Annotated in this window: 9 protein-coding genes and 1 pseudogene; 7 read left to right on the forward strand and 3 right to left on the reverse strand. The window is 65.4% G+C overall.

The genetic code is table 11. The features are described from left to right. From G3N99_RS08470 to G3N99_RS08480, 3 genes are all read left to right on the forward strand, one after another. The coding region (locus G3N99_RS08470) for a citrate/2-methylcitrate synthase (protein ID WP_277396345.1) at positions 1 to 312 on the forward strand (312 nt) is incomplete at its 5' end. Positions 313 to 359: 47 nt separating this feature from the next. Next, on the forward strand, positions 360 to 1,229 hold the full coding sequence (locus G3N99_RS08475; protein WP_206122137.1) for a class I SAM-dependent methyltransferase: 870 nt from the start codon (positions 360 to 362) through the stop codon (positions 1,227 to 1,229). A gap of 9 nt (positions 1,230 to 1,238) precedes the next feature. Next, on the forward strand, positions 1,239 to 1,793 hold the full coding sequence (locus tag G3N99_RS08480; RefSeq protein ID WP_174937976.1) for a GNAT family N-acetyltransferase: 555 nt from the start codon (positions 1,239 to 1,241) through the stop codon (positions 1,791 to 1,793). Positions 1,794 to 1,876: 83 nt separating this feature from the next. Here G3N99_RS08480 and G3N99_RS08485 read toward each other — a convergent pair whose 3' ends face one another. Then, on the reverse strand, positions 1,877 to 2,479 hold the full coding sequence (locus G3N99_RS08485; RefSeq protein ID WP_174989804.1) for a LysE family transporter: 603 nt from the start codon (positions 2,477 to 2,479) through the stop codon (positions 1,877 to 1,879). A 653-nt stretch (positions 2,480 to 3,132) separates the two neighbouring features. Here G3N99_RS08485 and G3N99_RS08490 point away from each other — a divergent pair. From G3N99_RS08490 to G3N99_RS08505, 4 genes are read left to right on the forward strand one after another with little or no spacing between them, the layout of a single operon-like run. After that, positions 3,133 to 4,746 carry a tryptophan halogenase family protein gene (locus G3N99_RS08490; RefSeq protein ID WP_206122138.1) on the forward strand — a complete coding sequence of 538 codons (1,614 nt, stop codon included), beginning with the start codon at positions 3,133 to 3,135 and terminating at the stop codon, positions 4,744 to 4,746. Continuing rightward, the gene (locus G3N99_RS08495; protein ID WP_206122139.1) at positions 4,746 to 5,831 is read left to right on the forward strand and encodes a monodechloroaminopyrrolnitrin synthase PrnB family protein; all 1,086 of its coding nucleotides are present in this window, start codon (positions 4,746 to 4,748) and stop codon (positions 5,829 to 5,831) included. The genes G3N99_RS08490 and G3N99_RS08495 overlap by 1 nt, the downstream gene beginning before the upstream one ends. A gap of 58 nt (positions 5,832 to 5,889) precedes the next feature. Beyond that, positions 5,890 to 7,590 carry a tryptophan 7-halogenase gene (locus G3N99_RS08500; protein ID WP_174937984.1) on the forward strand — a complete coding sequence of 567 codons (1,701 nt, stop codon included), beginning with the start codon at positions 5,890 to 5,892 and terminating at the stop codon, positions 7,588 to 7,590. A gap of 23 nt (positions 7,591 to 7,613) precedes the next feature. Beyond that, positions 7,614 to 8,735 (forward strand): Rieske 2Fe-2S domain-containing protein, encoded by a 1,122-nt coding sequence (locus G3N99_RS08505; RefSeq protein ID WP_206122140.1) that lies wholly within the window; start codon positions 7,614 to 7,616, stop codon positions 8,733 to 8,735. Positions 8,736 to 8,817: 82 nt separating this feature from the next. On the opposite strand, the pseudogene G3N99_RS08510 reads toward G3N99_RS08505, so the two are convergent. Next, positions 8,818 to 9,189, reverse strand: a pseudogene (locus G3N99_RS08510) (response regulator); the annotation flags it as partial. Between the two features lie 207 nt (positions 9,190 to 9,396). Then, positions 9,397 to 24,504, reverse strand: a complete 15,108-nt coding sequence (locus G3N99_RS08515) for a non-ribosomal peptide synthetase (protein WP_206122142.1) — start codon at positions 24,502 to 24,504, stop codon at positions 9,397 to 9,399. Positions 24,505 to 25,032: the final 528 nt, after the last annotated feature.

Consider the following 25,032-nt stretch of genomic DNA (forward strand, 5'->3'; position numbering starts at 1 on the left):
TATCCGCGACCGGCCGCGCTCGAGCGTCACGCGGTGCGGCTGGGTGCCGACGGCGCGGCGTTCGATGCGTATCGGGCCGTATGCGGGGCGATGCAGGACCTGCGCGGCCTGCCGCCGAACATCGATGCGGCTGCCGCGGCGACCCTGCTCGAACTGGGGGTGCCCGCCGTGCTGGCCACGCCGGTGTTCCTGTTTGCGCGGATGCCGACGATGCTCGCGCACGCGTTGCAGAAGAAGGCGCACCCGCCGTTCGGCCAGACCCGGCCGGTGGCGCGCGAACGCCTCGCCGCGCTGCCGAAGGCCTGGATCTGACGCCGGCTCGCCGGCGCCCCTCAACCCGAGATTGGATCGACACCGACATGCTGACCAACCTGCCGCTGGCGCCGCATTGCGCGGCCAACGATACCCAGCACCGCATCGACTTCGTGAAGACCCAGATCCATCGCTGGATCGACGAGATGTTCGTGTCGCCCGACCGGCACGATCTGCGCGCGTGTTTCGCGAAGACGCTGCTGATCCGCAACTACCTGCTGTCCCCGGTGCTCGATGCGACCGAGACCGAGCGCTTCCTGCGCGACGCGACGGTGCGCGAGTACATGAAGCGCTTTCAGGCGCTGTCGCTCGACAACGAGGTCCGCTTCGAGCGGCAGATGAGCGACGTGCTGCGCGCCGGGCCGTCGAGCGAAGGGCTGCTGCTGATCATCAAGGAATACTACGCGGAGATCTACCGGCTGCTCGCGCGAACCGAGATCTTCCTGTCGGACATGTCCGCCGATTCGACGGTGGCGATGGTCGGCTCCGGCGGGATGCCGCTGTCGCTCCTGTTCATGCAGGCGTTCAGCGGCGCCCGCATCGTCGGGCTGGATCTCAGCGAGGAATCGCTCAGAACCGGCGAGCGGTTCGTCGATCACCTGTGCGCATCGAACCCCGCGCGCTATCGCCGCGCGGCGATCGAGATGGTTCACGCGGATGGCGCGGCGTACGACTACGGTGCGTGCGACATCATCATCCTGTCGATTCATATCGAGAACAAGGTGGAGATCGTCGAACGGATCATCGAGACGGCGCCGCGCGATCGCAGCGTGATCGTGATCGAGCGGCAGGTGCAGGGGCTCGGCCAGTATTTCTATCCGAACTACGGGTTCGATCCGGCCGGGCTGCCGCTCGTGAAGCTGGCCACGCTGTGCTCGTCGCTACTGGTGAGCACGGCCTATCGGCTCGACTGGTAGGCGGGCGAGATGACGACGAACGAGATTCTGTCCGGCGGAATCGGCCTGTTCCATGCATGGGAGCGGCAGGTGCTCGCGCTTTACATGGACGCGTTTACGACGGGGCCGTATGCCGGTCACTACCTGGACGAGGCGGCGGAGCGCGGCTGGATCTACGGACTGTTCATCGAGCATGCCGCGCGTTGCCATCTGTGGGTGGCCGGCGACGCGCTGGCCGGTTTCCTGCTCTCCGCCGACGCGGGCTACGACCGCAAGTTGCCGGTGTCGCTGCGCGCCACGCTCGGCGACGGGCCCGTGATGTCGATCGCCGAACTGGCGGTCGCCCCGCACTGGCGCTCGCGCGGGCTCGGCGAAGCGCTGGTACGGCGCTGCATCGGCGAGGCCGCGCCCGGCTATCGCGACATCATCGTGCGCAGCAACAGCAATGCGCTCGCCGCGCACCGGCTTTACCAGCGGCTCGGGTTCGAGCCGTTCGGCTCGGTGCGCGTGGCCAACGAGATGCTCGCCGACGGGCGACGCGGCGTCGAGGGTGTGGACAAGCAGTATTTCCGGTATCGCGTGTAGCGGCTGGATGGACATGACCGGTTTCGGGTGGCGTAGGCGGTCCGGCGGATCATCGGGATCCGCTGGGCCGCGCCATGACCGCCTCATCGATTGAGCACCGAGCTTGCCAGCGTTGCCGCGAACGTCAGCAACACGAGCGATGAGCACCGCAACACGATGGAAGCCAATCGACCCTCCGCACGATTCATGGTCAGAAGCCGCCCCGACCGGGACCAGAGCAGTCCGATCGGAATCAGGGTGGTCAGAAATACGCCCATCGACACCAGGAAAATCTCGAGCGATCCGAACGCCGACTCCGGGAAAATGGCGCTTGAAAACAGCAAAGCCTTGGGATTCATCAAGGTCGCGAAGAACAGCGCCCGGAACCCGAGTGGTGCTGAGTCAGTGGCGTCAAAGTTGGCGCCTTTGAGCCACATGTTCACTGCGAGGTAGAAGATGAACGTGGCGCTGATCAACTTTACGCAACTGACAATCCACGGATACTGCGTCGCCAGCGACCAGAGAAAAAATCCCCATACGGTGATGGCTATCACATAGCCCGACGCCTCCGCCGCGACCAGCCTGCACGCACCACGCAGATTCAGCTTGAGGCCGGCAGAAAGCAGCAGCGTGTTTGTCGGACCGGGTACCAGCAGCACGAGTGCGGCGTAGAACGACATTTTCAGCATGGGACTCAATGTCAACATGGGCTAGCCTCGTCTATCCAACGAATTGCTTCGTGAAGTTGCGGATGGCGCTATGACTGTGAGCGACGGAGCGTTCAGGCAGGTTCCCGGAATATTTGTCAGGGAATCATAGGTGTGGGGCGTGTCACTGACAACTCTTCTTCCTCGTGCTTGAGATTTTGAAATTCCACGAGAGATTGCTTCATTAAATCATTGCGGTTTATGAGGCGGAGGCGTGACTTGTCCGGAGCTAAATTTAAGCATGGCGAACATGCAATGGTAATGGCTATTGATTCGGATGTTTTAAGGTTCCATATAGAAATTTCCGCAACAACTGAATTTGAATTTCCCCTCGTGTAATTTTTGCTTGGCCACGTTGAGCAATGTGGTTGTGCTCGCTGGCAGGCCCGTCGGGAGTGTAAATGGGGATAGTTTAATAATCGTTCATTAACCGCTGAATTGCTCGAAATGCCGGATTGATGTGGGGTCGTTATTTTGATGTATGCATGGTGTTCAGTGTTGGGATGACTTAATTGGATCTGGTGTCAAATAAATAAAAATCCTGTCAAATATGCCAGTTTAATTTAAGTAATCGCCGACCTATTCTGAATGCGGATCAATTGACCACCCTCGCAGAGGTCCATTCGGGTTTTAAATCCTATGGGAACCGTGTCATGAGCAATCCGATCAAGAATATCGTCATCGTGGGCGGCGGCACGGCGGGCTGGATGTCCGCCTCGTACCTCGTCCGGGCGCTCCAGCAGCAGGCGAACATCACGCTCGTCGAGTCTGAAGCGATCCCCCGGATCGGCGTGGGCGAGGCGACCATCCCGAATTTGCAGAAGGTGTTCTTCGACTTCCTCGGGATACCGGAGCGGGAGTGGATGCCCCAGGCGAACGGCGCGTTCAAGGCCGCGATCAAGTTCGTGAACTGGAGGAAGGCCCCCGACCGCTCGCGCGACGATTATTTCTACCATCTGTTCGGCAGCGTGCCGAACTGCGACGGCGTGCCGCTGACCCACTACTGGCTGCGCAAGCGCGAACAGGGCTTCCAGCAGCCGATGGAGTACGCCTGCTACCCGCAGCCCGACGCGCTCGACGCCAAACTGGCGCCGTGCCTGCCCGACGGCACCCGCCAGATGCCCCACGCGTGGCACTTCGACGCGCACCTGGTGGCCGATTTCCTGAAGCGCTGGGCCGTCGAGCGCGGGGTGAAGCGCGTGGTCGACGAGGTCGAGCAGGTTCACCTGGACGAGCGCGGCTTCATCTCCAGCCTGTCCACCAAGGAGGGTCGGACGCTGGAGGCGGACCTGTTCATCGACTGCTCCGGCATGCGGGGGCTCCTGATCAACCAGGCGCTGAAAGAGCCCTTCATCGACATGTCCGACTACCTGCTGTGCGACAGCGCGGTGGCCAGCGCCGTGCCCAACGACGACGCACACGTGGGGATCGAGCCGTACACCTCCGCGATCGCGATGAACTCGGGGTGGACCTGGAAGATTCCGATGCTGGGCCGGTTCGGCAGCGGCTACGTGTTCTCGAGCAAGTTCACGTCGCGCGACCAGGCCACCACCGACTTCCTCAATCTCTGGAACCTCTCGGACAAGCAGCCGCTCAACCAGATCAAGTTCCGGGTGGGGCGCAACGGGCGGGCGTGGGTCAACAACTGCGTCGCGATCGGGCTGTCGTCGTGCTTTCTGGAGCCGCTCGAATCGACGGGGATCTACTTCATCTACGCGGCGCTTTACCAGCTCGTGAAGCACTTCCCCGACACGTCGTTCGATCGGCGGTTGAGCGATGCATTCAACGCCGAGATCGTCTACATGTTCGACGACTGCCGGGATTTCGTGCAGGCGCACTATTTCACCGCGTCGCGCGACGACACGCCGTTCTGGCGCGCGAACCGGCACGACCTGCGGCTCTCGGACGCCATCAAGGAGAAGGTTGAACGCTACAAGGCGGGTCTGCCGCTGACCACCACGTCGTTCGACGACGCCACGTACTACGAAACGTTCGACTACGAATTCAAGAACTTCTGGTTGAACGGCAACTACTACTGCATCTTTGCCGGCTTGGGGTTGCTGCCCGACCGGTCGCTGCCGCTCTTGCGGCACCGACCGGAGTCGATCGACAAGGCCGAGGCGATGTTCGCCCGCATCCGGCGCGAGGCCGAGCGCCTGCGGACGAGCCTGCCGACGAACTACGACTACCTGCGGTCGCTGCGCGAGGGGGCGGGGCGGTCACGCAGCCCGCTCGGGCAGGCGGTTGCGGCGCCGGAGATCCAGTAGTGGAGCGCGCCCTGGGCCGGGTAGGCGCATGCGCGGCCACGCACGCCGCGGTGGCGGCCTGCGACCCGCTGCAGGCGCGGGCGCTCGTTCTGCAGCTGCCGGTCCTGAATCGCAAGAAGGACGTGCCCGGCATCGTCGGCCTGTTGCGCGATTTTCTTCCGGCGCGCGGCGTGCCGTCCGGCTGGGGCTTCGTCGAAGCCGCCGCCGCGATGCGGGACATCGGGTTCTTCCTCGGGTCGCTCAAGCGGCACGGACACGAGCCCGTGGACGTGGTGCCCGGGCTCGAGCCGGTGCTGCTCGACCTGGCGCGCGTGACCGACCTGCCGCCGCGCGAGACGCTCCTGCATGTGACGGTCTGGAACCCCGCGGCCGCCGACGCGCAGCGGAGCTACAGCGGGCTCAAAGACGAAGCGCACCTGCTCGAGAGCGTGCGCATCTCGATGGCGTCGCTCGAGGCGGCCATCGCGTTGACCGTCGAGCTGTCCGACGTGCCGCTGCGGTCGCCCGCGTTCGAGGAAGGGTGCGTCGAGCTGGCGGCTTATCTCCAGAAAATGGTCGACTCGATCGTGTACGCCTACCGCTTCATCTCGCCGAAAGTCTTCTACGACGAGCTTCGCCCCTTCTACGACCCGATTCGGGTCGGGGGCCGGAGTTACCTCGGCCCCGGCGCAGTGGAAATGCCTCTCTTCGTGCTGGAGCACGTGCTGTGGGGCTCGCAGTCGAACCACCCGGCCTATCTGGAATTCAAGGAGACGTACCTGCCCTATGTGCTTCCCGCGTTCAGGGCGGTCTACGCCCGGTTCACCGGGGAGCCGGCGCTCGTCGACCGCGTGCTCGGCGAGGCGCAAGCGGCCCGCGTGCGGGGCGAGCCCGTCGGGGCAGGGCTGGCGGCGCTGGAGCGGGTCCTCGAGATCCTGCTGCATTTCCGGGCGCCTCACCTCAAATTGGCGGAGCGGACGTACGAAGCTGGGCAAAGCGGCCCCGCGATCGGCAGCGGGGGGTATGCGCCCAGCATGCTCGGCGATCTGCTCACGCTCACGCGGGACGTGCGGTCCCGCCTGCACGCCGCGCTCGACGAGCCCTGACACCTGACGCCCGACGCGCGCGGCCATGTGTTCCATCTCACCAGGAGAGCTTGCCCCCATGACTCAGAAGCGCACCGCGAACGAGCGCGACAGCAACCACTTCGACGTGATCATCCTCGGCTCGGGCATGTCCGGCACCCAGATGGGCGCCATCCTGGCCAAACAAAAGTTTCGCGTGCTGATCGTCGAGGAGTCGTCGCACCCACGGTTCACGATCGGCGAATCGTCGATCCCCGAGACGTCGCTGATGAACCGCATCATCGCCGATCGCTACGGCATTCCGGAGCTGGACCACATCACGTCGTTCTATGCGACGCAGCGTTACGTCGCGTCGAGCACGGGCATCAAGCGCAACTTCGGCTTCGTGTTCCACAAGCCCGGCCAGGAGCACGACCCGAAGGAGTTCACGCAGTGCGTCATTCCCGAGCTGCCGTGGGGGCCGGAGAGCCATTATTACCGGCAAGACGTCGACGCGTACCTGCTGCAAGCCGCCATCAAATACGGCTGCACGGTCCGCCAGAAGACGAGCGTGACCGATTACCACGCCGACAAGGACGGCGTCGCGGTGGCCACCGCCCAGGGCGAACGGTTCACCGGCCGGTACATGATCGACTGCGGGGGGCCGCGCGCGCCGCTCGCGACGAAGTTCGGGCTCCGCGAGGAGCCGTGTCGCTTCAAGACGCACTCGCGCAGCCTCTACACGCACATGCTCGGGGTCAAGCCGTTCGACGACATCTTCAAGGTCAAGGGGCAGCGCTGGCGCTGGCATGAGGGGACCTTGCACCACATGTTCGAGGGCGGCTGGCTCTGGGTGATTCCGTTCAACAACCACGCGCGGTCGACCAACAACCTGGTGAGCGTCGGGCTGCAGCTCGACCCGCGTGTCCACCCGAAAACGGACATCCCCGCGCAGCAGGAGTTCGACGAGTTCCTCGCGCGGTTCCCGAGCATCGCGGCGCAGTTCCGCGATGCCGTGCCGGTGCGCGACTGGGTCAAGACCGACCGCCTGCAGTTCTCGTCGAGCGCGTGCGTCGGCGACCGCTACTGCCTGATGCTGCACGCGAACGGGTTCATCGACCCGCTCTTTTCCCGCGGTCTCGAGAACACCGCGGTGACCATCCACGCGCTCGCGGCGCGCCTCATCAAGGCGCTGCGCGACGACGACTTCTCGCCCGAGCGCTTCGAGTACATCGAGCGCCTGCAGCAGAAGCTGCTGGACCACAACGACGACTTCGTCAGCTGCTGTTACACGGCGTTCTCGGACTTCCGGCTGTGGGACGCGTTCCACCGGCTGTGGGCGGTCGGCACGATCCTCGGGCAGTTCCGGCTCGTGCAGGCCCACGCGAGGTTCCGTGCGTCGCGTAACGAGCGTGACCTCGATCACCTCGACGACAACGCCCCGTACCTCGGGTTCCTGTGCGCGGACATGGAGGGGTACTACCAGTTGTTCAACGACGCCAAGGCCGAGGTCGAGGCCGTGAGCGCCGGGCGCAAGCCGGCCGGAGAGGCCGCGGCGCGCATCCACGTCCTCATCAACGAACGGGAATTCGCCAAGCCGATGTTCGGCTTCGGATACTGCATCACCGGGGCCAAACCGCAGCTCAACAACTCGAAGTACAGCCTGGTGCCGGCGATGAAGCTGCTGCACTGGACGCAGACCAGCGCGCCGGCGGAGGTGAAGAAGTATTTCGACTACAACCCGATGTTCGCGCTGCTCAGGGCGTACGTCACGACCCGCATCGGGCTGGCGCTGAAGTAGCCGGCCGACACCGCCACGAAAACATGAACGACGTTCAATTTCAGTTGCATCAAGTGGATGCCAGGGCGCATCCCACGGGAGCGTACGACGCGACCACGCGCGTGGCCGCGAGCTGGTACGTCGCGATGCGCTCGGACGCCCTCAAGGACAAGCCGACGGCACTGACGCTCTTCGGCCGGCCGTGCGTGGCGTGGCGTGGTGCGACGGGACGGGCCGTGGTGATGGACCGCCACTGCTCGCACCTCGGCGCGAACCTGGCCGACGGGCGGGTCGAGGACGGGTGCATCCAGTGCCCGTTTCACCACTGGCGGTACGACGAGCAGGGCCAGTGCGTTCGCATTCCCGGCCACAGTACGGAGGTAAGCCGGCTGGAGCCCGTCCCGCGCGGGGCGCGTCAGCCGACGTTGGTCACCGCCGAGCGGTACGGCTACGTGTGGGTCTGGTACGGCTCCCCGCAACCGCTGCATCCGCTGCCCGACATCGCCGCGGCCGACGTCGACAACGGCGACTTCATGCACCTGCACTTCGCGTTCGAGACGACGACGGCGGTCTTGCGGATCGTCGAGAACTTCTACGACGCGCAGCATGCGCATCCCGTCCACGCGCTCCCGATCTCGGCTTTCGAGCTCAAGCTTTTCGACGACTGGCGCCCGTGGCCGGAGGTCGAGTCGCTGGCCCGGGCGGGCGCGTGGTTCGGCGCCGGGATCGACTTCACCGTGAACCGGTACTTCGGGCCGCTCGGCATGCTGTCGCGTGCGCTCGGCCTGAACATGTCGCAGATGAACCTGCACTTCGACGGCTACCCCGGCGGGTGCGTCATGACCGTCGCGCTGGACGGAGACGCCAAATACAAGCTGCTCCAGTGCGTGACGCCGGTGAGCGACGGCAAGAACGTCATGCACATGCTCATCTCGATCAGGAAGGCGGGCGGCCCGCTGCGCCGTGCGATCGACTACGTGCTGTTCGGGCTGCAGACCAGACAGGCCGCGGGGTACGACGTCAAGATCTGGAACGGGATGAAGCCGGACGGCGGCGGCGCGTACAGCAAGTACGACAAGCTCGTGCTCAAGTACCGCGCGTTTTACCGGGGGTGGGTCGACCGCGTCGTCGAAAGTGAGCGGCAAGGCGTGAGCCGGCGGCCGTAGTCGGGACGGTCACGGCCGAGATCCGGCGGCGGCAGCGTGCTTACGTCGCCGCATCGGCCTCGTCCGGACTGACGCGATACACGCGCCGCAACAGCGCACGGGCGCGCGCGACGAGCACGCGGGGCGCGAGCGGCTTCGCGACGTAGTCGTCCGCGCCCGCATCGAAAACGGCGACCTGATCGCAGGCATCGGCGTACGGGGTCATGACGATCACGGGGACGTTCGAGAATGCGCGGATCTGCCGGCATACTTCCAGGCCGTCGGGATCCGGCGGCATCAGGTCGAGCATCACGAGCGCGGGCGGATGCTCGCGCACGGCCGCGACGGCAAGGTCGCCGCGGCGAACGACCGTCACCGCGAACCCGTACCGACTCAGATATTCGCGCATCTGCTGCGCAAGCCGTTCGTCGTCTTCGATCAGCAAGACACGGTAGGTGAGCGTTCCTCCATTCATTCGGCATGCTCCTGAATGTCGGGCCTTCGCGATGACGAACCGGCTTGCCGGCGACAGCCTCGTGGTGCGCAGCGCGCAGAAGCCGCCGTCCGGTCGTGCGGCCGACCGGCGGTGCCGGCGGGCCGATCGTCCTTCGGGCGATGACGGACAGGCCTGCGTGGAGCCGGTGCATGCCCGTCGTCGACTGCGGCGAAACCGGAAGCCCGGTCAGGAAAGCGAACCATCGCTCACGCCCCCGATGGTTTCGCCGTGACGCGACCACGCGCCCGTGACGGAGATCGGTGAATCAGGCGACGCCTTTCCGTGTGTCGCGCCCGCGTCGAGCGCGGCCGCAACGATCGGCCCGATCCCGGCGAGCGCCGACGTGCTCATCATCGTTTCATGCAGGCAGGCGATGTCGTGCACGTCGATTTTCCCTCGCACATACGGTTGCCACGCGCGGACATCGCGTGGCTGATCGCCCTCCGGCCGGTCGAGCGCCGCCCTGAAGAAGACCACGTCGCCATGGAATACGTCGGGCGCAAACCGGCTGGCCTGGGTAGGCGCCACCTGGAATTGCCGGACGATCGATTCGAAGGTCCGCTCGTTGAACGTCCTGAACATCGGGTTGTGTTCGGCGAGGCGCGTCCTGAGCGTGTCGATCGTCAGCGAGCGGTCGGCGGGCACTTGCGGCGCGTCCACGAATGCGCGTATCAGCACGTCGATGACTTCGGTCTCCGTCGGTGCGGGGTACGCGTCACTGCGCACTTCCGGATAACCATCGAGCATGGCAAGGAACGCCACTTTTTCACCGGCGCGTTGCAGCTGGGTGGCGATGGCGTGCGCGATATGGCACCCCAGCGACCAGCCGAGCAGATGATAGGGGCCGGCGCGCTGTACGCTGCGAATCTGCCGGACGTAGTCCTGCGCCATTTCCTCGATCGACTGCACGGATTGGCCGGCTTCGGTGAGGGCGCGCGCCTGCAGACCGTAGAGCGGCCGATCCCGCAGATGATGCGTCAGGCTCGCGTACGGCCAACTGAAGCCGCCGGCCGGGTGAATGCAGAAGAGCGGCGCTTGTGCTCCCTGCGGCTGGAGCGGCAGCAGGACGGCCAGCGCGTCGGACGCGCCCGTTTCGTGTATCCGGGGCGCCAACTGCGCAACGGTGGGCGATTCGAACAGCGTGCGAATCGAGATCTCGTGGCCGAACGTTTCGCGGATTTGCACAAGCAGGCGGACGGCGATCAGCGAATGCCCGCCGAGTGCAAAGAAGTTGTCGTGGCGGCCGACGCGTTCGACGCCGAGCAGGTCGGCCCACAGCGCGGCGATGGTGCGCTCGATTTCGCCTTGCGGCGCCTCGTACTGCGTATGGGCGAAGGCGTCGTCGTCCGGCTCCGGTAGCGTGCGACGGTCGAGCTTGCCGTTCGAGGTGAGCGGCAATGCATCGAGCACGATGAATGCGGCCGGCACCATGTAGTCCGGCAACCTTGCGGCAAGGTGCTCGCGCAATTGACGGCCGAGCTCGGCGCGCGGCGCCGCGTCGTCCAGCGTCACGTATGCCAGCAGTCGGGCGTTGCCCGCCGCGTCGGGGCGCGCCAGCACGATGGCTTCGCGTACGGCATCGTGCGACGCAAGCTGTGCCTCGATTTCACCCGGTTCGATGCGGAAGCCCCGGATCTTGACCTGATCGTCGTTGCGGCCGAGGAATACGATGTTGCCGTCCGGCAGGTAGCGCGCGAGATCGCCGGTGCGGTACATGCGTGCATCGGGCTGGCCGGCTGCGCGCGCAAACGGATCGGCCAGGAACCGCTGCTCGGTCAACTCCGGACGGTTGAGGTAGCCGCGTGCAACGCCTGCACCGCCGATGTACAGCTCGCCGACCGCGCCCAACGGCACTGGCGATTGCGCTTCATCAAGCAGGTAGATGCGCGTATTGGCGATCGGCTTGCCGATCGAATGGGTCACGTCGCCGGCGGACGGCGTGAGCTCGCCGGAGGTCGCGACGACGGTGGTTTCGGTCGGGCCGTAGTTGTTGACGATGCGCAACGACGGCGGCAGTCCGGCCGGCAGTGTGGTGACGCGATCGCCGCCGATCAGCAGCGACTTCAAGCCATGCGGCAGGCCGGACTGCATCGCGAGCAGCGCCAGCGGCGTGACGAGGAATGCGCAATCCATCGACTGCCGGTGCCACCAGGCGAGCAACGCGGCTGCATCGGACGCCAGGCCTGCCGGGGGCAGCAGCAGCGCGGCGCCGGCGCAGAGCGCGGGCCAGAGTTCCCACACGCTGGCGTCGAAGGCCAGACTGGCGGTGGCCGGCACACGTGAGCCGGCGTGCAGCTCGAACCGCTCGATATGCCACGCGACGAGATTGGCGAGCTGCCGATGCTCGACCATGACCCCCTTGGGCGTGCCGGTAGAGCCGGACGTATAGATGACATAGGCGAGATGGCGCGAGGTCAGTCCGCGCGCAAGCGGCAGGAGGTTGTGCGCCGGGCGCGAGGCCCACGACGGCGACGCGAAACCGATATCGACGAGCGTGGACGTGGTCGTGGCCAAAGGCAAGTCGGCAAGCGCCTGGCGTCCGACCGGATCGACGAGCACGACGGCGGGCGCGGCGTCGTCGAGGATATGGGCAAGCCGTGCGCCGGAATAAGCGGGATCGATCGGCAGGTAAGCGCCGCCGGCCTTGAACACGGCCAGCAGTGCGACGACCATCGAGATGCTGCGCTCGGCGCACACGGCGACGGGCGTATCGGGGCCGACGCCAAGCTCGACGAGGTAATGGGCGAGCCGGTTGGCGCGGGCATTGAGGGCGGCATAGGAGAGTTGCTCATGCTCCGCGACGAGTGCAACAGCGTCGGGTGCTTTCCGGGCCTGAGCCTCGACGAGTTCGTGAATGCACTGGTGTGCAGGGTAGGCAGCGTCCGTCGCATTCCACGTCTGCAGCAGCAAACGCCGTTCGTCGGCATCGAGCAGGTCGATTTGCCCGATCGGCTGCGCTTCGTCCTGGGTCATCGCACGCAACACGGCGATCAGGTACGCGCCATGACGCGCGATCGATGTTTCGTCGAACAACGCGGTCGCGTAGCGCAGCGCACCGGCCACCGCATGGCCATCGTCAACCAGATCGAGTTCGAGATCGAACTTCGCCCGATCGAATGCGCTTGCAACCGGGGTGATTTCCAGGTCCGGCCATTCGATCGTCCGCACGTCGGTGTTCTGCCACGAAATCATCACCTGGAAGATCGACGTATGACCGAGCCGTCGCGGCGGCTTCACGATTTCCACGACCTGTTCGAACGGGAGATCCTGGTGATCCTGTGCGGCGACGACGGCTCCCTGGACGCGGTCGAGCAGTTGCGCGACCGACGGTACGCCCGACAGGTCGATGCGCAGCGCAAGCGTGTTCACGAACAGGCCCACAATGGATTCGAACTCGGGACCGGAACGATTCGCGACCGGGGTGCCGATCACGACATCCTCCTGGCCGGCGAGCCGCCCCAGCACCGCGGCCCAGGCCGCGGTGACGACCGCGAAGACCGTGACGCCGCGCCGCGCGGCGAGCCGTCTCAGATCCCGCGTGAGCACCGTGTCGAGTTCGAGCGGCAGCCGCGCCGCGTCGAACTGCTGATGCGCGGGCCGCGGGCGATCGGTCGGCAGCGTCAGCAGCGTCGGGATACCCGCCAGCGTTTTCTTCCAGAAACCTGCTTCGCGTTCGAGACGTTCCGCGCCCAGCCATTGCCGTTGCCATGCCACGTAGTCGGGGTACTGGAACGCCAGCGTGGCAAGCGGGTTCGCGCGTCCTGCCGTGAAGGCCCCGTAAAGCGCGCACAGGTCCTTGACGAGCACGGACAGCGACCAGCCGTCGCAGACGATGTGGTGCAGCGTGAGCATGAAGACGTGCGCGTGCTCCGACAGCCTGACGAGGCGCGCACGCACGAGCGGCCCGCGTGCGAGGTCGAACGGGCGCGTGGCTTCTTCCTTGCACAGGCGCAGCGCGTGTTCCGGCGCACCCGGTTCCGACGACAGATCGTCTACGCGCCACGGCATGCCGTCGCCAGCCGGAAGCAGCGTCGCGCGGGTATCGCCGCTTGCACCTGCCGTTTCGGAAAACACGGTGCGCAACGCCTCGTGGCGCGCCCACAGCGCATCCAGCGCGCGATGCCATGCGTCGGCGTCCAGCCTGCCATCGAGCCGCAGCACGAGCGGGACGTGATAGATCGTGCCCGCGCCTTCGAATCCGCTCAGGAACATCATTCGCTGCTGCGCGAACGACAACGGCAGCGGGGCGTCGCGATCGATGCGGGCGATCGCAGGCGCATCGTCCCGGTGTCGGGCGCCGACCGCCTGCGCGACCGCACTCACGGTCGGATGATCGAACAGCGACGACAGCGACAGCCTGACCTCGTGCATGGCCCGTAAGCGATTCAGCATCCGCACGGCAAGCAGCGAATGTCCGCCGAGCGCAAAGAAGTTGTCGTGGCGGCCGACGCGTTCGATGCCGAGCAGTTCGGCCCACAGCGCGGCGATGGTGCTCTCGATCTCGCCTTGCGGCGCTTCGTACTGCGCCTGGGCGAAGGCGTCGTCGTCAGGCTCGGGCAGCGCGCGACGGTCGAGCTTGCCGTTCGGCGTGAGCGGCAACGTGTCGAGCACGATGAATGCGGCCGGCACCATGTAGTCGGGCAACCTGGCGGCAAGGTGGTCGCGCAAGTGCCGGACGCGTTCTGCATGCTCTGCACGTGGCGCCGCGTCGTCCAGCATCACGTATGCCAGCAGTCGGGTGTTGCCCGTTGCATCGGGGCGGGCCAGCACGATGGCTTCGCGTACGGCATCGTGCGATGCAAGCTGCGCTTCGATTTCGCCGAGTTCGATACGGAAGCCCCGGATCTTGACCTGATCGTCGTTGCGGCCAAGGAAGACGATGTTGCCGTCCGGCAGGTAGCGCGCGAGATCGCCGGTGCGGTACATGCGTGCATCGGGCTGGCCGGCCGCGCGCGCGAACGGATCGGGCAGGAACTGCTGCTCGGTCAGCTCCGGACGATTGAGGTAGCCACGCGCGACGCCGACCCCGCCGATGTACAACTCGCCGACTGCTCCCAGCGGCACCGGCGCCTGTGCCTCATCGAGCAGGTAAATGCGCGTATTGGCGATCGGCTTGCCGATCGGCACGGACGGCGCGTTGAAATCTGCCGGACACGTGAAGGCGGTCACGTCGATGGCCGCTTCGGTCGGACCATACAGGTTGTGCAACTGCGCATGGGGCAAACGCTCCAGGCAGCGCCGCGCGGTTGCCGATGGCAACGCTTCGCCGCTACAGATGATGCGCGAGAGCGTCGTGCAGTGTGCGAGGCCGGGCGCGTCGAGGAAACCGCCGAGCATCGACGGCACGAAGTGCAGGGTGGTGACACCGTATTGCGCGATGACGTCGGTCAGATAGTCGGCATCACGATGTGCGCCGGGCGCGGCCATAACGAGCGTGGCGCCATTGGCCAGCGTCCAGAAGAATTCCCAGACCGATACGTCGAAGCTGAACGGCGTCTTCTGCAGCACGACACCGCGGGCATCCAGGCGATAGGCGGTCTGCATCCAGGTCAGGCGGTTGATCAGCGCTTCATGCTCGTTCTGCACGCCCTTGGGCAGGCCGGTGGAGCCTGACGTGTAGATGACGTAGGCGAGATGACGCGGAGTCAAGCCGAGCGCGTGCGGCGACAGATCATGCGGAGGCAGTCCATCCCACGGTGGTGATTCGACACTCACGTCGACCAGCGTGTGTTTCGCCAGATGCGCATCGCCGAGCGCGTCGGCAAGCGCCTGGCGTCCGACCGGATCGACGAGCACGACGGCGGGCGCGGCATCGGAGAGGATATGTGCGAGGCGCACGCCGGGATAGGCGGGATCGAGCGGCACATAGGCGCCGCCGGCCTTGAGGATGCCGAGCAGCGCGACGACCATCGGCGCGCCGCGGTCGAGACAGACGGCGACCGGCGTATCGGGGGTGACGTCGAATTCGATCAGGTAGCGCGCGAGGCGGTTGGCGCGCGCGTTGAGTTCGGCGTAGGAGAGGCGCTCGCTGCCGGAGACCAGCGCGGTGGCTTCGGGCGTACGCCGGACCTGCGCCTCGAACAGCCCGTGCAGATACTGGTGCCGGTCATAAGGCGCGTCCGTCGCATTCAGCGTATCGATCAGCAGCGCCTTTTCGTCGCTCGATACGAGATCGATCGACCACGCCGCTACGCTGTCGTCTTCGCACGCGTGCTCGATGAAGTCGAGTAGACGCGCCGCATGGCGCGAGACGGCTACCGGATCGAACACGTCGCGGTTGTACCGGAGTTCGACGTCGATCGGCGCGTTTCTGCCGAATTGCGTAAACAGGAACGACAGGCCGTTCTCCGGCCCGGACAGCCATTGGACGTGCGTGGGCTGGCCGGCCACTTCGACCGGATGCCGCAGGAACAACGTATTGACGCTCACGTCGATATGGCGCGGATCGATCCCGTAACGCCTGACCATGTCGCCCAACGGGAATCTGCCGTGACGCATCACGTTCCGGAACGTCTCGCAGATCTCGCCCAACGCCGCCGAAACCGGCGCATCGGCCTGCTCGAGCGACACCGGAAGCGGAATGACCTTGGCGAATTGCCCTGGGACATCGAGCGCGTCGCGCGTCCGGTTCAGGAACGACGCGCCGACGACGGCGCGCCGTTGGCCCGCGATACGCATCAGATAGATGCCGGTCAGCGCAGTCAGGCATTCCGACGGCGACAACGCATGCTTTTGCGCGATGTGCGAGAGCCGCGCCTGCAAGGCCGGCGAGAACGTTCTGCGCATCGACGCGACGCCGCCGCGCGCATCGACGGGGTGAGCATGGTCGGCCACCAGCGTCACCAATGCGGGGCCGTCCATCTTCGCGCACGCCGACTGCCAGAATGTCGCGTCGCGCGCGTACGTCGACGAACAGAGATAGCGATCGTCGAGCGCAAGCGTATCGAGAACGAACCGGTCCATGCTGAACGCATGGGCCGGATTCTTTTCGAGTGCGGTGTAGTTCTTGCCGATGCGCTCGAACAATCGAACCGCCGCCCAGCCGTCGGTCTGCAAATGATGCGACCGCAACGCGACCAGTACGCTTCCCGGCGATTCGAAGATCGCGACCGAATTGGTCTTGTCGTCGAGGTTTTCGTTGAGCGACTCGTGCCAGTCGACGACCGCCTGTCGCAGCTCGGCGTCCGTCCTTGCCACGGGTTCGACGACATGCTCGAAGCGCGTCGTCGGCATCGGTCCCTCGCATTGCAGGCCGGTATCGGAGAGTTGAAGCCAGAACGACTGATTCTGCGCAATGAGCGCACGCGCGGCGAGGACGAGCCGCGCGCGATCGATCTCCGGCGCGCAGTGCATCGCCGCAATCGAAAAGAACGATGTCCCGTGCCGCGACGCCTGCTCCTGCAGCCAGACCGCCTGCTGCGCGGGCGACAGCGGATACCAGGTGCCGGACGGGCTGGCCGGCGCGTCGATCAGCCGCGCGACGTCCGGGCCCGATGCGTCGGCCCGCATGCGCGCGACGCCGGCGTCCCAGCGGTCGGTGACCGACGCATCCGGCCGCTGCACGCCTTCCGTCACGAATGCCAGGAACAGCGCGATGATCGCGTCGATGCTCGCCGGGTCGAACAGGTCGGCGCTGTACGAGACATCGGCGCTGACGGTTTCGCCCGTATCCAGGAACACGACGGCGAGATCGGCGCCACGCCCGACGCGTGCGCGCGGAACGGCCTCGAGCGTCAGGCCGGAGATCGTCTCGCGTTCCGTTCCCGGGCCTTGCTGGAATTGACAAAATACCTGGAAGATCGGGTCGTACGACGTGCTGCGCGGCGGATTGACGGCTGCGACCAGATGGGCGAACGGCAGTTCGCCCGCTTCGAGCGCGGACAGCAGTTCCTGCGACGCCGCGAGCAAATGGCTGGCGACGGATGCGGATCGATCCAGCCGGTGGCGAAGCGGCAGCGTGTTCACGAAGAGGCCGACCATCTCTTCGGTCGCCGCGTGCGTCCGGCCTTCGGTGACCGTACCGATCACGATGTCGCGGCTGCGCGCGAGTTGCGCGCACGTGATCGCGAGCGCCGTCTCGAGCACGACGAACGGCGTGACGTTGTAGGCGGCGGCGATCTGCCGGATCTGCTGCACGAGCTCGGGCGCGAGCACGTGTTCGCAGCGTCCGGCGCGATCCGACAACCTCACCGGTCGCGGCCGGTCGGAGGGCAGGTCGATGCACGCGGGCGCACCGGCGAGGCGTTCCCGCCAGACCTGCCCCAATTGCTCAAGGTGTTCGACGTCGACGTGCCGCTTCGACCACGCCGCATAGTCACGGTATTGCAGCGCGAGCGGCGCGAGTGCCGGCGGCTCGTCGGCGGCCAGCGCCGCATAGGCGTGCCGGAAGTCGCGCCAGACCGTCGTCCACGACGTGGCGTCCATCGCGATGTGGTGAATCGAGATCATCAGGATCGAACGCTGCGGCGACTCGACGAACAGCGTCGCGCCGAAGACAGGGCCCTCGAAGCAGTCGAGCAGCTTCGCGGCCTCCGATTGTGCGAGCGACATCGCATCGTCTCCGGCGACGTCGCGGCGTTCCAGCCGGAAGCTGTCGGCGCGTTCCACGACAGGGACGAACGCGCCGGTGGCGGCGTCGCTCGCATAGTGCGTGCGCAGGATTTCGTGACGGTCGACGACCGCGCGCAGTGCGCGATCCAGCCCATCCTCGCGCACGTGGCCGGACAGGATGAAGAGGCGCGACGAGTTGAACATCGCGCCGCGCGCCGCACCCGCTTCGATCGCGAGAATCCGCTCTTCCGCGAAGGACAGCGGCATCGGCGCGTTGCGGTCGATGCTGACGATGTCGTGACCGCTTTCGTGCGACGTGGCATCTGCCAGTGCAAGTGCCAGTTCCGCGACGGTCGGTGCTTCGAATACCTTGCGCAACGGCAGGACTTTCCCGGTCTCGTTGACGATGCGCGAGACCATGCGAATCGCGACAAGCGAATGGCCGCCGAGCGCAAAGAAGTTGTCGTGGCGGCCGACGCGTTCTATGCCGAGCAGTTCGGCCCACAGTGCGGCGATGGTGCTCTCGATCTCGCCTTGCGGCGCTTCGTACTGCGCCTGGGCGAAGGCGTCGTCGTCAGGCTCGGGCAGTGCGCGACGGTCGAGCTTGCCGTTCGGCGTGAGCGGCAACGTGTCGAGCACGATGAAAGCGGCCGGCACCATGTAGTCGGGCAGCCTGGCGGCAAGGTGGTCGCGCAAGTGCCGGACGCGTTCTGCATGCTCTGCACGTGGCGCCGCGTCGTCCAGCATCACGTACGCCAGCAGTCGGGTGTTGCCCGTTGCATCGGGACGTGCCAGCACGATGGCTTCGCGTACGGCGTCGTGCGATGCAAGCTGCGCTTCGATTTCGCCCAGTTCGATCCGGAAGCCGCGGATCTTGACCTGATCGTCGTTGCGGCCAAGGAAGACGATGTTGCCGTCCGGCAGGTAGCGCGCGAGATCGCCGGTGCGGTACATGCGTGCTTCAGGCTCGCCGGCCGCGCGGGCGAAAGGATCGGGCAGGAACCGCTGCTCGGTCAGCTCCGGACGGTTGAGGTAGCCACGCGCGACACCGACCCCGCCGATGTACAACTCGCCGACAGCGCCCAGCGGCACTGGCGCCTGCGCCTCATCGAGCAGATAGATGCGTGTATTGGCGATTGGCTTGCCGATCGGCACGGATGGCGCGTCGAAATTCGGCGGACACGTAAACGCGGTCACGTCGATGGCGGCTTCGGTCGGACCATACAGGTTGTGCAGCTGCGCATGGGGCAAACGCTCCAGGCAGCGCCGCGCGGTTGCCGACGGCAACGCCTCGCCGCTACAGATGATGCGCGAGAGCGTGGTACAGCGTGCGAGCCCGGGCGCGTCGAGGAAACCGCTGAGCATCGACGGCACGAAGTGCAGGGTGGTGACACCGTATTGCACGATGACTTCAGTCAGATAGTCCGCATCACGGTGTGCGCCGGGCGCGGCCATGACGAGCGTGGCGCCATTGGCCAGCGTCCAGAAGAACTCCCAGACCGACACGTCGAAGCTGAACGGCGTCTTCTGCAGCACGACATCGCGGGCATCCAGGCGATAGGCGGTCTGCATCCAGGTCAGGCGGTTGATCAGCGCTTCATGCTCGTTCTGCACGCCCTTGGGCAGGCCGGTGGAGCCTGACGTGTAGATGACGTAGGCGAGATGACGCGGAGTCAAGCCGAGCGCGTGCGGCGACAGATCATGCGGCGGCAGGCCGTCCCACGGTGGTGATTCGACACTCACGTCGACCAGCGTGTGCTTGGCCAGATGCGCATCGCCGAGCGCGTCGGCAAGCGCCTGACGTCCGACCGGATCGACGAGCACGACGGCGGGCGCGGCGTCGGAGAGGATATGCGCGAGGCGCGCGCCGGGATAAGCGGGATCGAGCGGCACATAGGCGCCGCCGGCCTTGAGGATGCCGAGCAGCGCGACGACCATCGGCGCGCCGCGATCGAGGCAGACGGCGACCGGCGTATCGGGGGTGACGTCGAACTCGATCAGGTAGCGCGCGAGGCGGTTGGCGCGCGCGTTGAGTTCGGCGTAGGAGAGGCGCTCGCCGCCGGAGATCAGCGCGGTGGCCTCGGGCGTACGCCGGACCTGCGCCTCGAACAGCCCGTGCAGATACTGGTGCCGGTCATAAGGCGCGTCCGTCGCGTTCAGTGTGTCGACCAGCAGCGCTCGCTCGTCGTCGGGCACGATCTGCAGATGCTCGAGCGAACCGGATCCCGTCTCGAGCGCATCCGCCAGTTGCTCCAGCGCACGCTGCATGTAGGCGCAGATCCGTTCCGGCAGCGTCGGTGAGACGACCTGTGCGACAAGCTCGAGCGCATCGCCGTTGTCCTCGACGGACAGCGTCACAGGGTAATTGGTCCGCTCGTGTGCGCCCAGCAGTTCGACATCGGACGGCCACTGCGCGTGGCCATCGGTGTGTACGTTGTGGCGGTAATTCAGCAGCGCGCTGAACAGCGGCGCGTTCGCGCCGATGCCGCTGCATCGTTGCGCCAGTGCGAGCGATGCATGTTCATGGGCAAGCAGGCCTGCGAGCCGTACCTGCGTGTCGCGGACGGCCGTGCGTACATCGGTCGCGTCGATGTCGATGCGCAGCGGCAGCGTATTGATATACAGGCCCATCGTACGGTCGGAGCCCGCGCCGGCCGCCATGCGTCCGAACAGCACCGTCCCGAACACGACGTGCCGCTGACCGCTCGTGCGGGCGAGGACGAGCGCCCATGCAAGATGGCACAACGTGGCGAGGCTCACGCCGATGGTTTTCGACAGCGTACGCAGTCGTGCGTCGAGCGTGCCCGGCATCGTTCGACGCGCGTCGTACACGGGCGCCATGTCGTCGTGCTGAAGCGTGAGGCCGAACGGAAGGGTCGGCGCATCGACGTCATTCAGCATCTCGCTGAAGAACGCTTCGTGCGCACTCGCGGGCATCCCGAGACGCGCATGCGCGACGAGGTTGCGGTAAGGTTGCGGCGCGGGAAGGCGGTGTAGCTGTCCGGCGAGCGTCGCCTGGACTTCTTCGTTCAGGATCGCGAGGGTGGAATGGTCGCCGACGAGGTGATGGAGCAACATCATCGCGTGCCAGCGTCCGCCCGTCGCTTCGGCGATCACGAAGCGCAGGAGCGGGGCCTGGGCCAGATCCATCCGGTAGCGCCCCGGATGGATGTGGGCCGGCAACTGCTCCGCGGCGCACGTGCCGTCGTCGAGCGTCAGCTCGGTTACGTCGAGGTGCGCGCGCCTCAGCACGACCTGTACCGGCGAACCCAGACCTTCCCACAGCACGGCCGTGCGGAGGATGTCGTGCCGCTCGACGAGGCAATCCATCGCCTGAAGATAGCGATCGAGCGCGGCGCGATCGGAAAAGGCCAGATGCGCGCTCAGCAGATAGGGGTCTCCCTGCGTGCTGAGGACATGATGAAACAGGATGCCGTCCTGCAGCGGAGAAAGCGCATAGATATCCTGAATGTTCGCGATGCCGCCCGGAACCTGCGTGACGATGCGGTCGATGTCGTCTTGCGACAGATCGGCGAGCGGCAGGAGCTCGGGCGTGATGGCCTGCGTATCGGGCCCGAGCCGGTTTTCCGGCACGATCACTTCGCGCGACTGACCGAGGGTGGCGGCGAGTGCGGCGAGGGCCGGCTGCTCGAACAGATCCCGGATCGCAAGCGTCAGGCCGATCTGGCGCAAGCGCTCGATCAGCTGGACGGCGATCAGCGAATGCCCACCGAGCGCAAAGAAGTTGTCGTGGCGGCCGACGCGTTCGACGCCGAGCAGGTCGGCCCACAGCGCGGCGATGGTGCGCTCGATTTCGCCCTGCGGCGCCTCGTACTGCGTATGGGCGAAGGCGTCGTCGTCCGGCTCCGGTAGCGTGCGACGGTCGAGCTTGCCGTTCGAGGTGAGCGGCAATGTATCGAGCACAACGAACGCCGCCGGCACCATGTAGTCGGGCAACCTTGCGGCAAGGTGCTCGCGCAACTGCCGGACGCGTTCTGCATGTTCTGCACGCGGCGCGGTGTCGTCCAGCGTCACGTATGCGAGCAGTCGGGCGTTGCCCGCCGCGTCGGGACGCGCCAGCACGATGGCTTCGCGTACGGCATCGTGCGACGCAAGCTGTGCCTCGATTTCACCCGGTTCGATGCGGAAGCCCCGGATCTTGACCTGATCGTCGTTGCGGCCGAGGAAGACGATGTTGCCGTCCGGCAGGTAGCGCGCGAGATCGCCGGTGCGGTACATGCGTGCATCGGGCTGGCCGGCTGCGCGCGCAAACGGATCGGGCAGGAACCGCTGCTCGGTCAGCTCAGGGCGGTTGAGATAGCCACGCGCGACGCCCACACCGCCAATGTAAAGCTCGCCGACTGCGCCCAGCGGCACCGGCGCTTGCGCGTCATCGAGCAGATAGATGCGCGTATTGGCGATCGGCTTGCCGATCGAATGGGTCACGTCGCCGGAGGACAGCACGAGCTCGCCGGAAGTCGCGACGACCGTGGTTTCGGTCGGGCCATAGTTGTTGACGATGCGCAACGACGGCGGCAGCCCGGCGGGCAGTGTGGTGACACGATCTCCGCCGATCAGCAGCGACTTCAACCCGTGCGGCAGGCTGGACTGCATTGCGAGCATCGCCAGCGGCGTGACGAGGAACGCACAATCCATCGACTGCCGGCGCCACCAGGCGAGCAACGCGGCTGCATCGGACGCCAGGCCTGCCGGGGGCAGCAGCAGCGCGGCGCCGGCGCAGAGCGCGGGCCAGAGTTCCCACACGCTGGCGTCGAAGGCCAGACTGGCGGTGGCGGGCACGCGCGAGCCGGGGTGTAGGTCGAAGCGTGCGATATGCCACGTGACGAGATTGGCGAGCTGCCGATGCTCGACCATGACCCCCTTGGGCGTGCCGGTGGACCCGGACGTATAGATGACATAGGCGAGGTGGCGCGAGGTCAGTCCGCGCGCGAGCGGCGGGAGGTTGTCCGCCGAGTACGCGGCCCACGGCGGCGACGCGACACTGATATCGACGAGCGTGGGCGTGGCCGGATGCACGTCGGCGAGCGCGTGGCGTCCGACCGGATCGACGAGTACGACCGGAGGATTGGCATCGGAGACGATATGCGCGAGTCGTGCGCCGGAATAAGCGGGATCGATAGACAGATAAGCGCCGCCGGCCTTGAACACGGCCAGCAGTGCGACGACCATCGAGATGCTGCGCTCGGCGCACACGGCGACGGGCGTATCGGGGCCGACGCCAAGCTCGACGAGGTAATGGGCGAGCCGGTTGGCGCGGGCATTGAGTTCGGCATAGGAGAGCTGCTCATGCTCCGCGACGAGCGCGACGGCCTCGGGCGCTTTCCGGGCCTGAGCCTCGACGAGTTCGTGAATGCACTGATGCGCGGGGTAGGCAGCGTCCGTCTCATTCCACGTCTGCAGCAGCAAACGCCGCTCGTCGGCATCGAGCAGGTCGATCTGGCCGATCGGCTGCTCAGGGTTGGCGAGCGCTGTCTCGATGAAGTGAAGCAGCCGCTTCCGATGCGCCTGCACGCTTGCAGCATCGTAAAGCTCGGCATTCCCGTCCACGTGCAACGTACACCCGGGATCGCGCGGATCGCCGGTCACGGTCACGGCGAAATCGTTGACGAGGCCATTGGCGAGCGCATGCAGGGTCGCACGACTGTCGCCGAATTCCCACCGGTTGTCGAACGGAACGATATTGATGCGTGGACCGAAAACAGGTGCGGTGATCGCACCGCGCAGCTGCTTGATCTCCTTCACGCGGAACTGCTGGTGCTTCATGTGCGAGAACACTTCGGCGCTCACGTGCCGCGTCAATTCCACGAGCGACATCTGCGGCGTAATGGGCAGCCGCATCGGCAGGACGTTGGCGAACATCCCGGGCAGCGTGCGCGTCTCCTTCGTGCGGGCCGATACCGGGAAATCGAACACGGTTATCCGGCCGTTGCTCGTTCGGTAAAGGTAGGCCGCCACGATGGCCGTGAGAACGAGCGGCCACTTCGCGATCTGCGTCTCGATCCGGTCGAGCTGTCCGGTGAACGCAAGCGGAAGCGGCGTGGATTCCCGCCTGAAAAAGCCGCTCGCGTGCGGCGCCTTGCCGACCAGGGTCTCCGGAGCAGGCAGGGTGTCGACGTAGTCTTGCCAGTACCGGCGGTCGTTCGCGTAGCGCGAAGACGACCGGTAAGAACGGTCACCGTTCGTCATCAGGTCGATCGACCCGAAGTCTGCGTCGGGAGCTGGCTGGTGCCGCGCAAGTGCCGTATAGACTTGGGCAACCCGGCGTGTCACGAGCGGGATGCTCGCACCATCCATCACGATGTGGTGATACCGCTGGTACCAGATATGGCGCTCGTCGCCGAGCTTGAACAACATCTGGCTGAACAGCTTGCCGGAGAGCAGGTCGTAGGCCGTGTTCGACTCGATCTGCATGACATTCCAGCAAGCGGAAAACGGGTCGGCTTCATTCGACACGTCGATAAAATCCAGCCCGAATGCAGCCGGCTCGCATTCAAACTGCAAGGGCCCCGTCGGTGTTTCGATAAAGCGAAAATGCAGGCTTCGAGCGTCATGGACAACACGACTTAATGCCGCTTCGAAAGCGGGGCGATTTATCGCGCCGCTGATATCCACATAGCCACGACTGTCGAACAACGGATTGTCGGGTTCGAGTTTCTGCGAAAACCACATTTCCATTTGCGCAGCAGTCAGCTCCGCGAATTTCTGAGGGTCTTTTGTGTTCAAAATTATCCTCGTCATTGTTCAATACGCGCAACTTGATGGCGCAGGGCGCGAATGATGAGCGGTCACACATCGCGCGTTTCAAAAATCTGAAAAATCAAACCCATTCTTGACGGGGGTTCACTGACGGCCCGCAAGCTCGGTTGATTTCAAGGCAAGGCAGGTGAAACGGGGAGGTATTGCTCGATTGAAGGGCGAGCTGGCGATTCAAAGTATTCGTGCCACATGAATATTTGAAACGCACTGTAGCATGATGATTATGAAAATTAGCTTACTAAATACTGGTTATTTTTATATCTGGCGGAAATTGCAACAAAGCAATAATTAATTTCAATCCGGTGTTTGATTTATTGATTAACTCGATTCAATTGTTCAGATAATCAATTCATCAAATTATTGAACAATGAAAGCGACCGTGCGTGGACATCGGCAAAACCCCCTGAGCAGGAGACCATTGCGAAGAATCGATGGAATCGTTTCAGTGGGGGGCGATGTGGCGACTTCGGCCGCCGTGAGCCTGTTTGCCCGCAA

This window comes from Burkholderia sp. Ac-20392 (assembly GCF_017104585.1).
Taxonomy (GTDB): Bacteria; Pseudomonadota; Gammaproteobacteria; order Burkholderiales; family Burkholderiaceae; genus Burkholderia; species Burkholderia lata.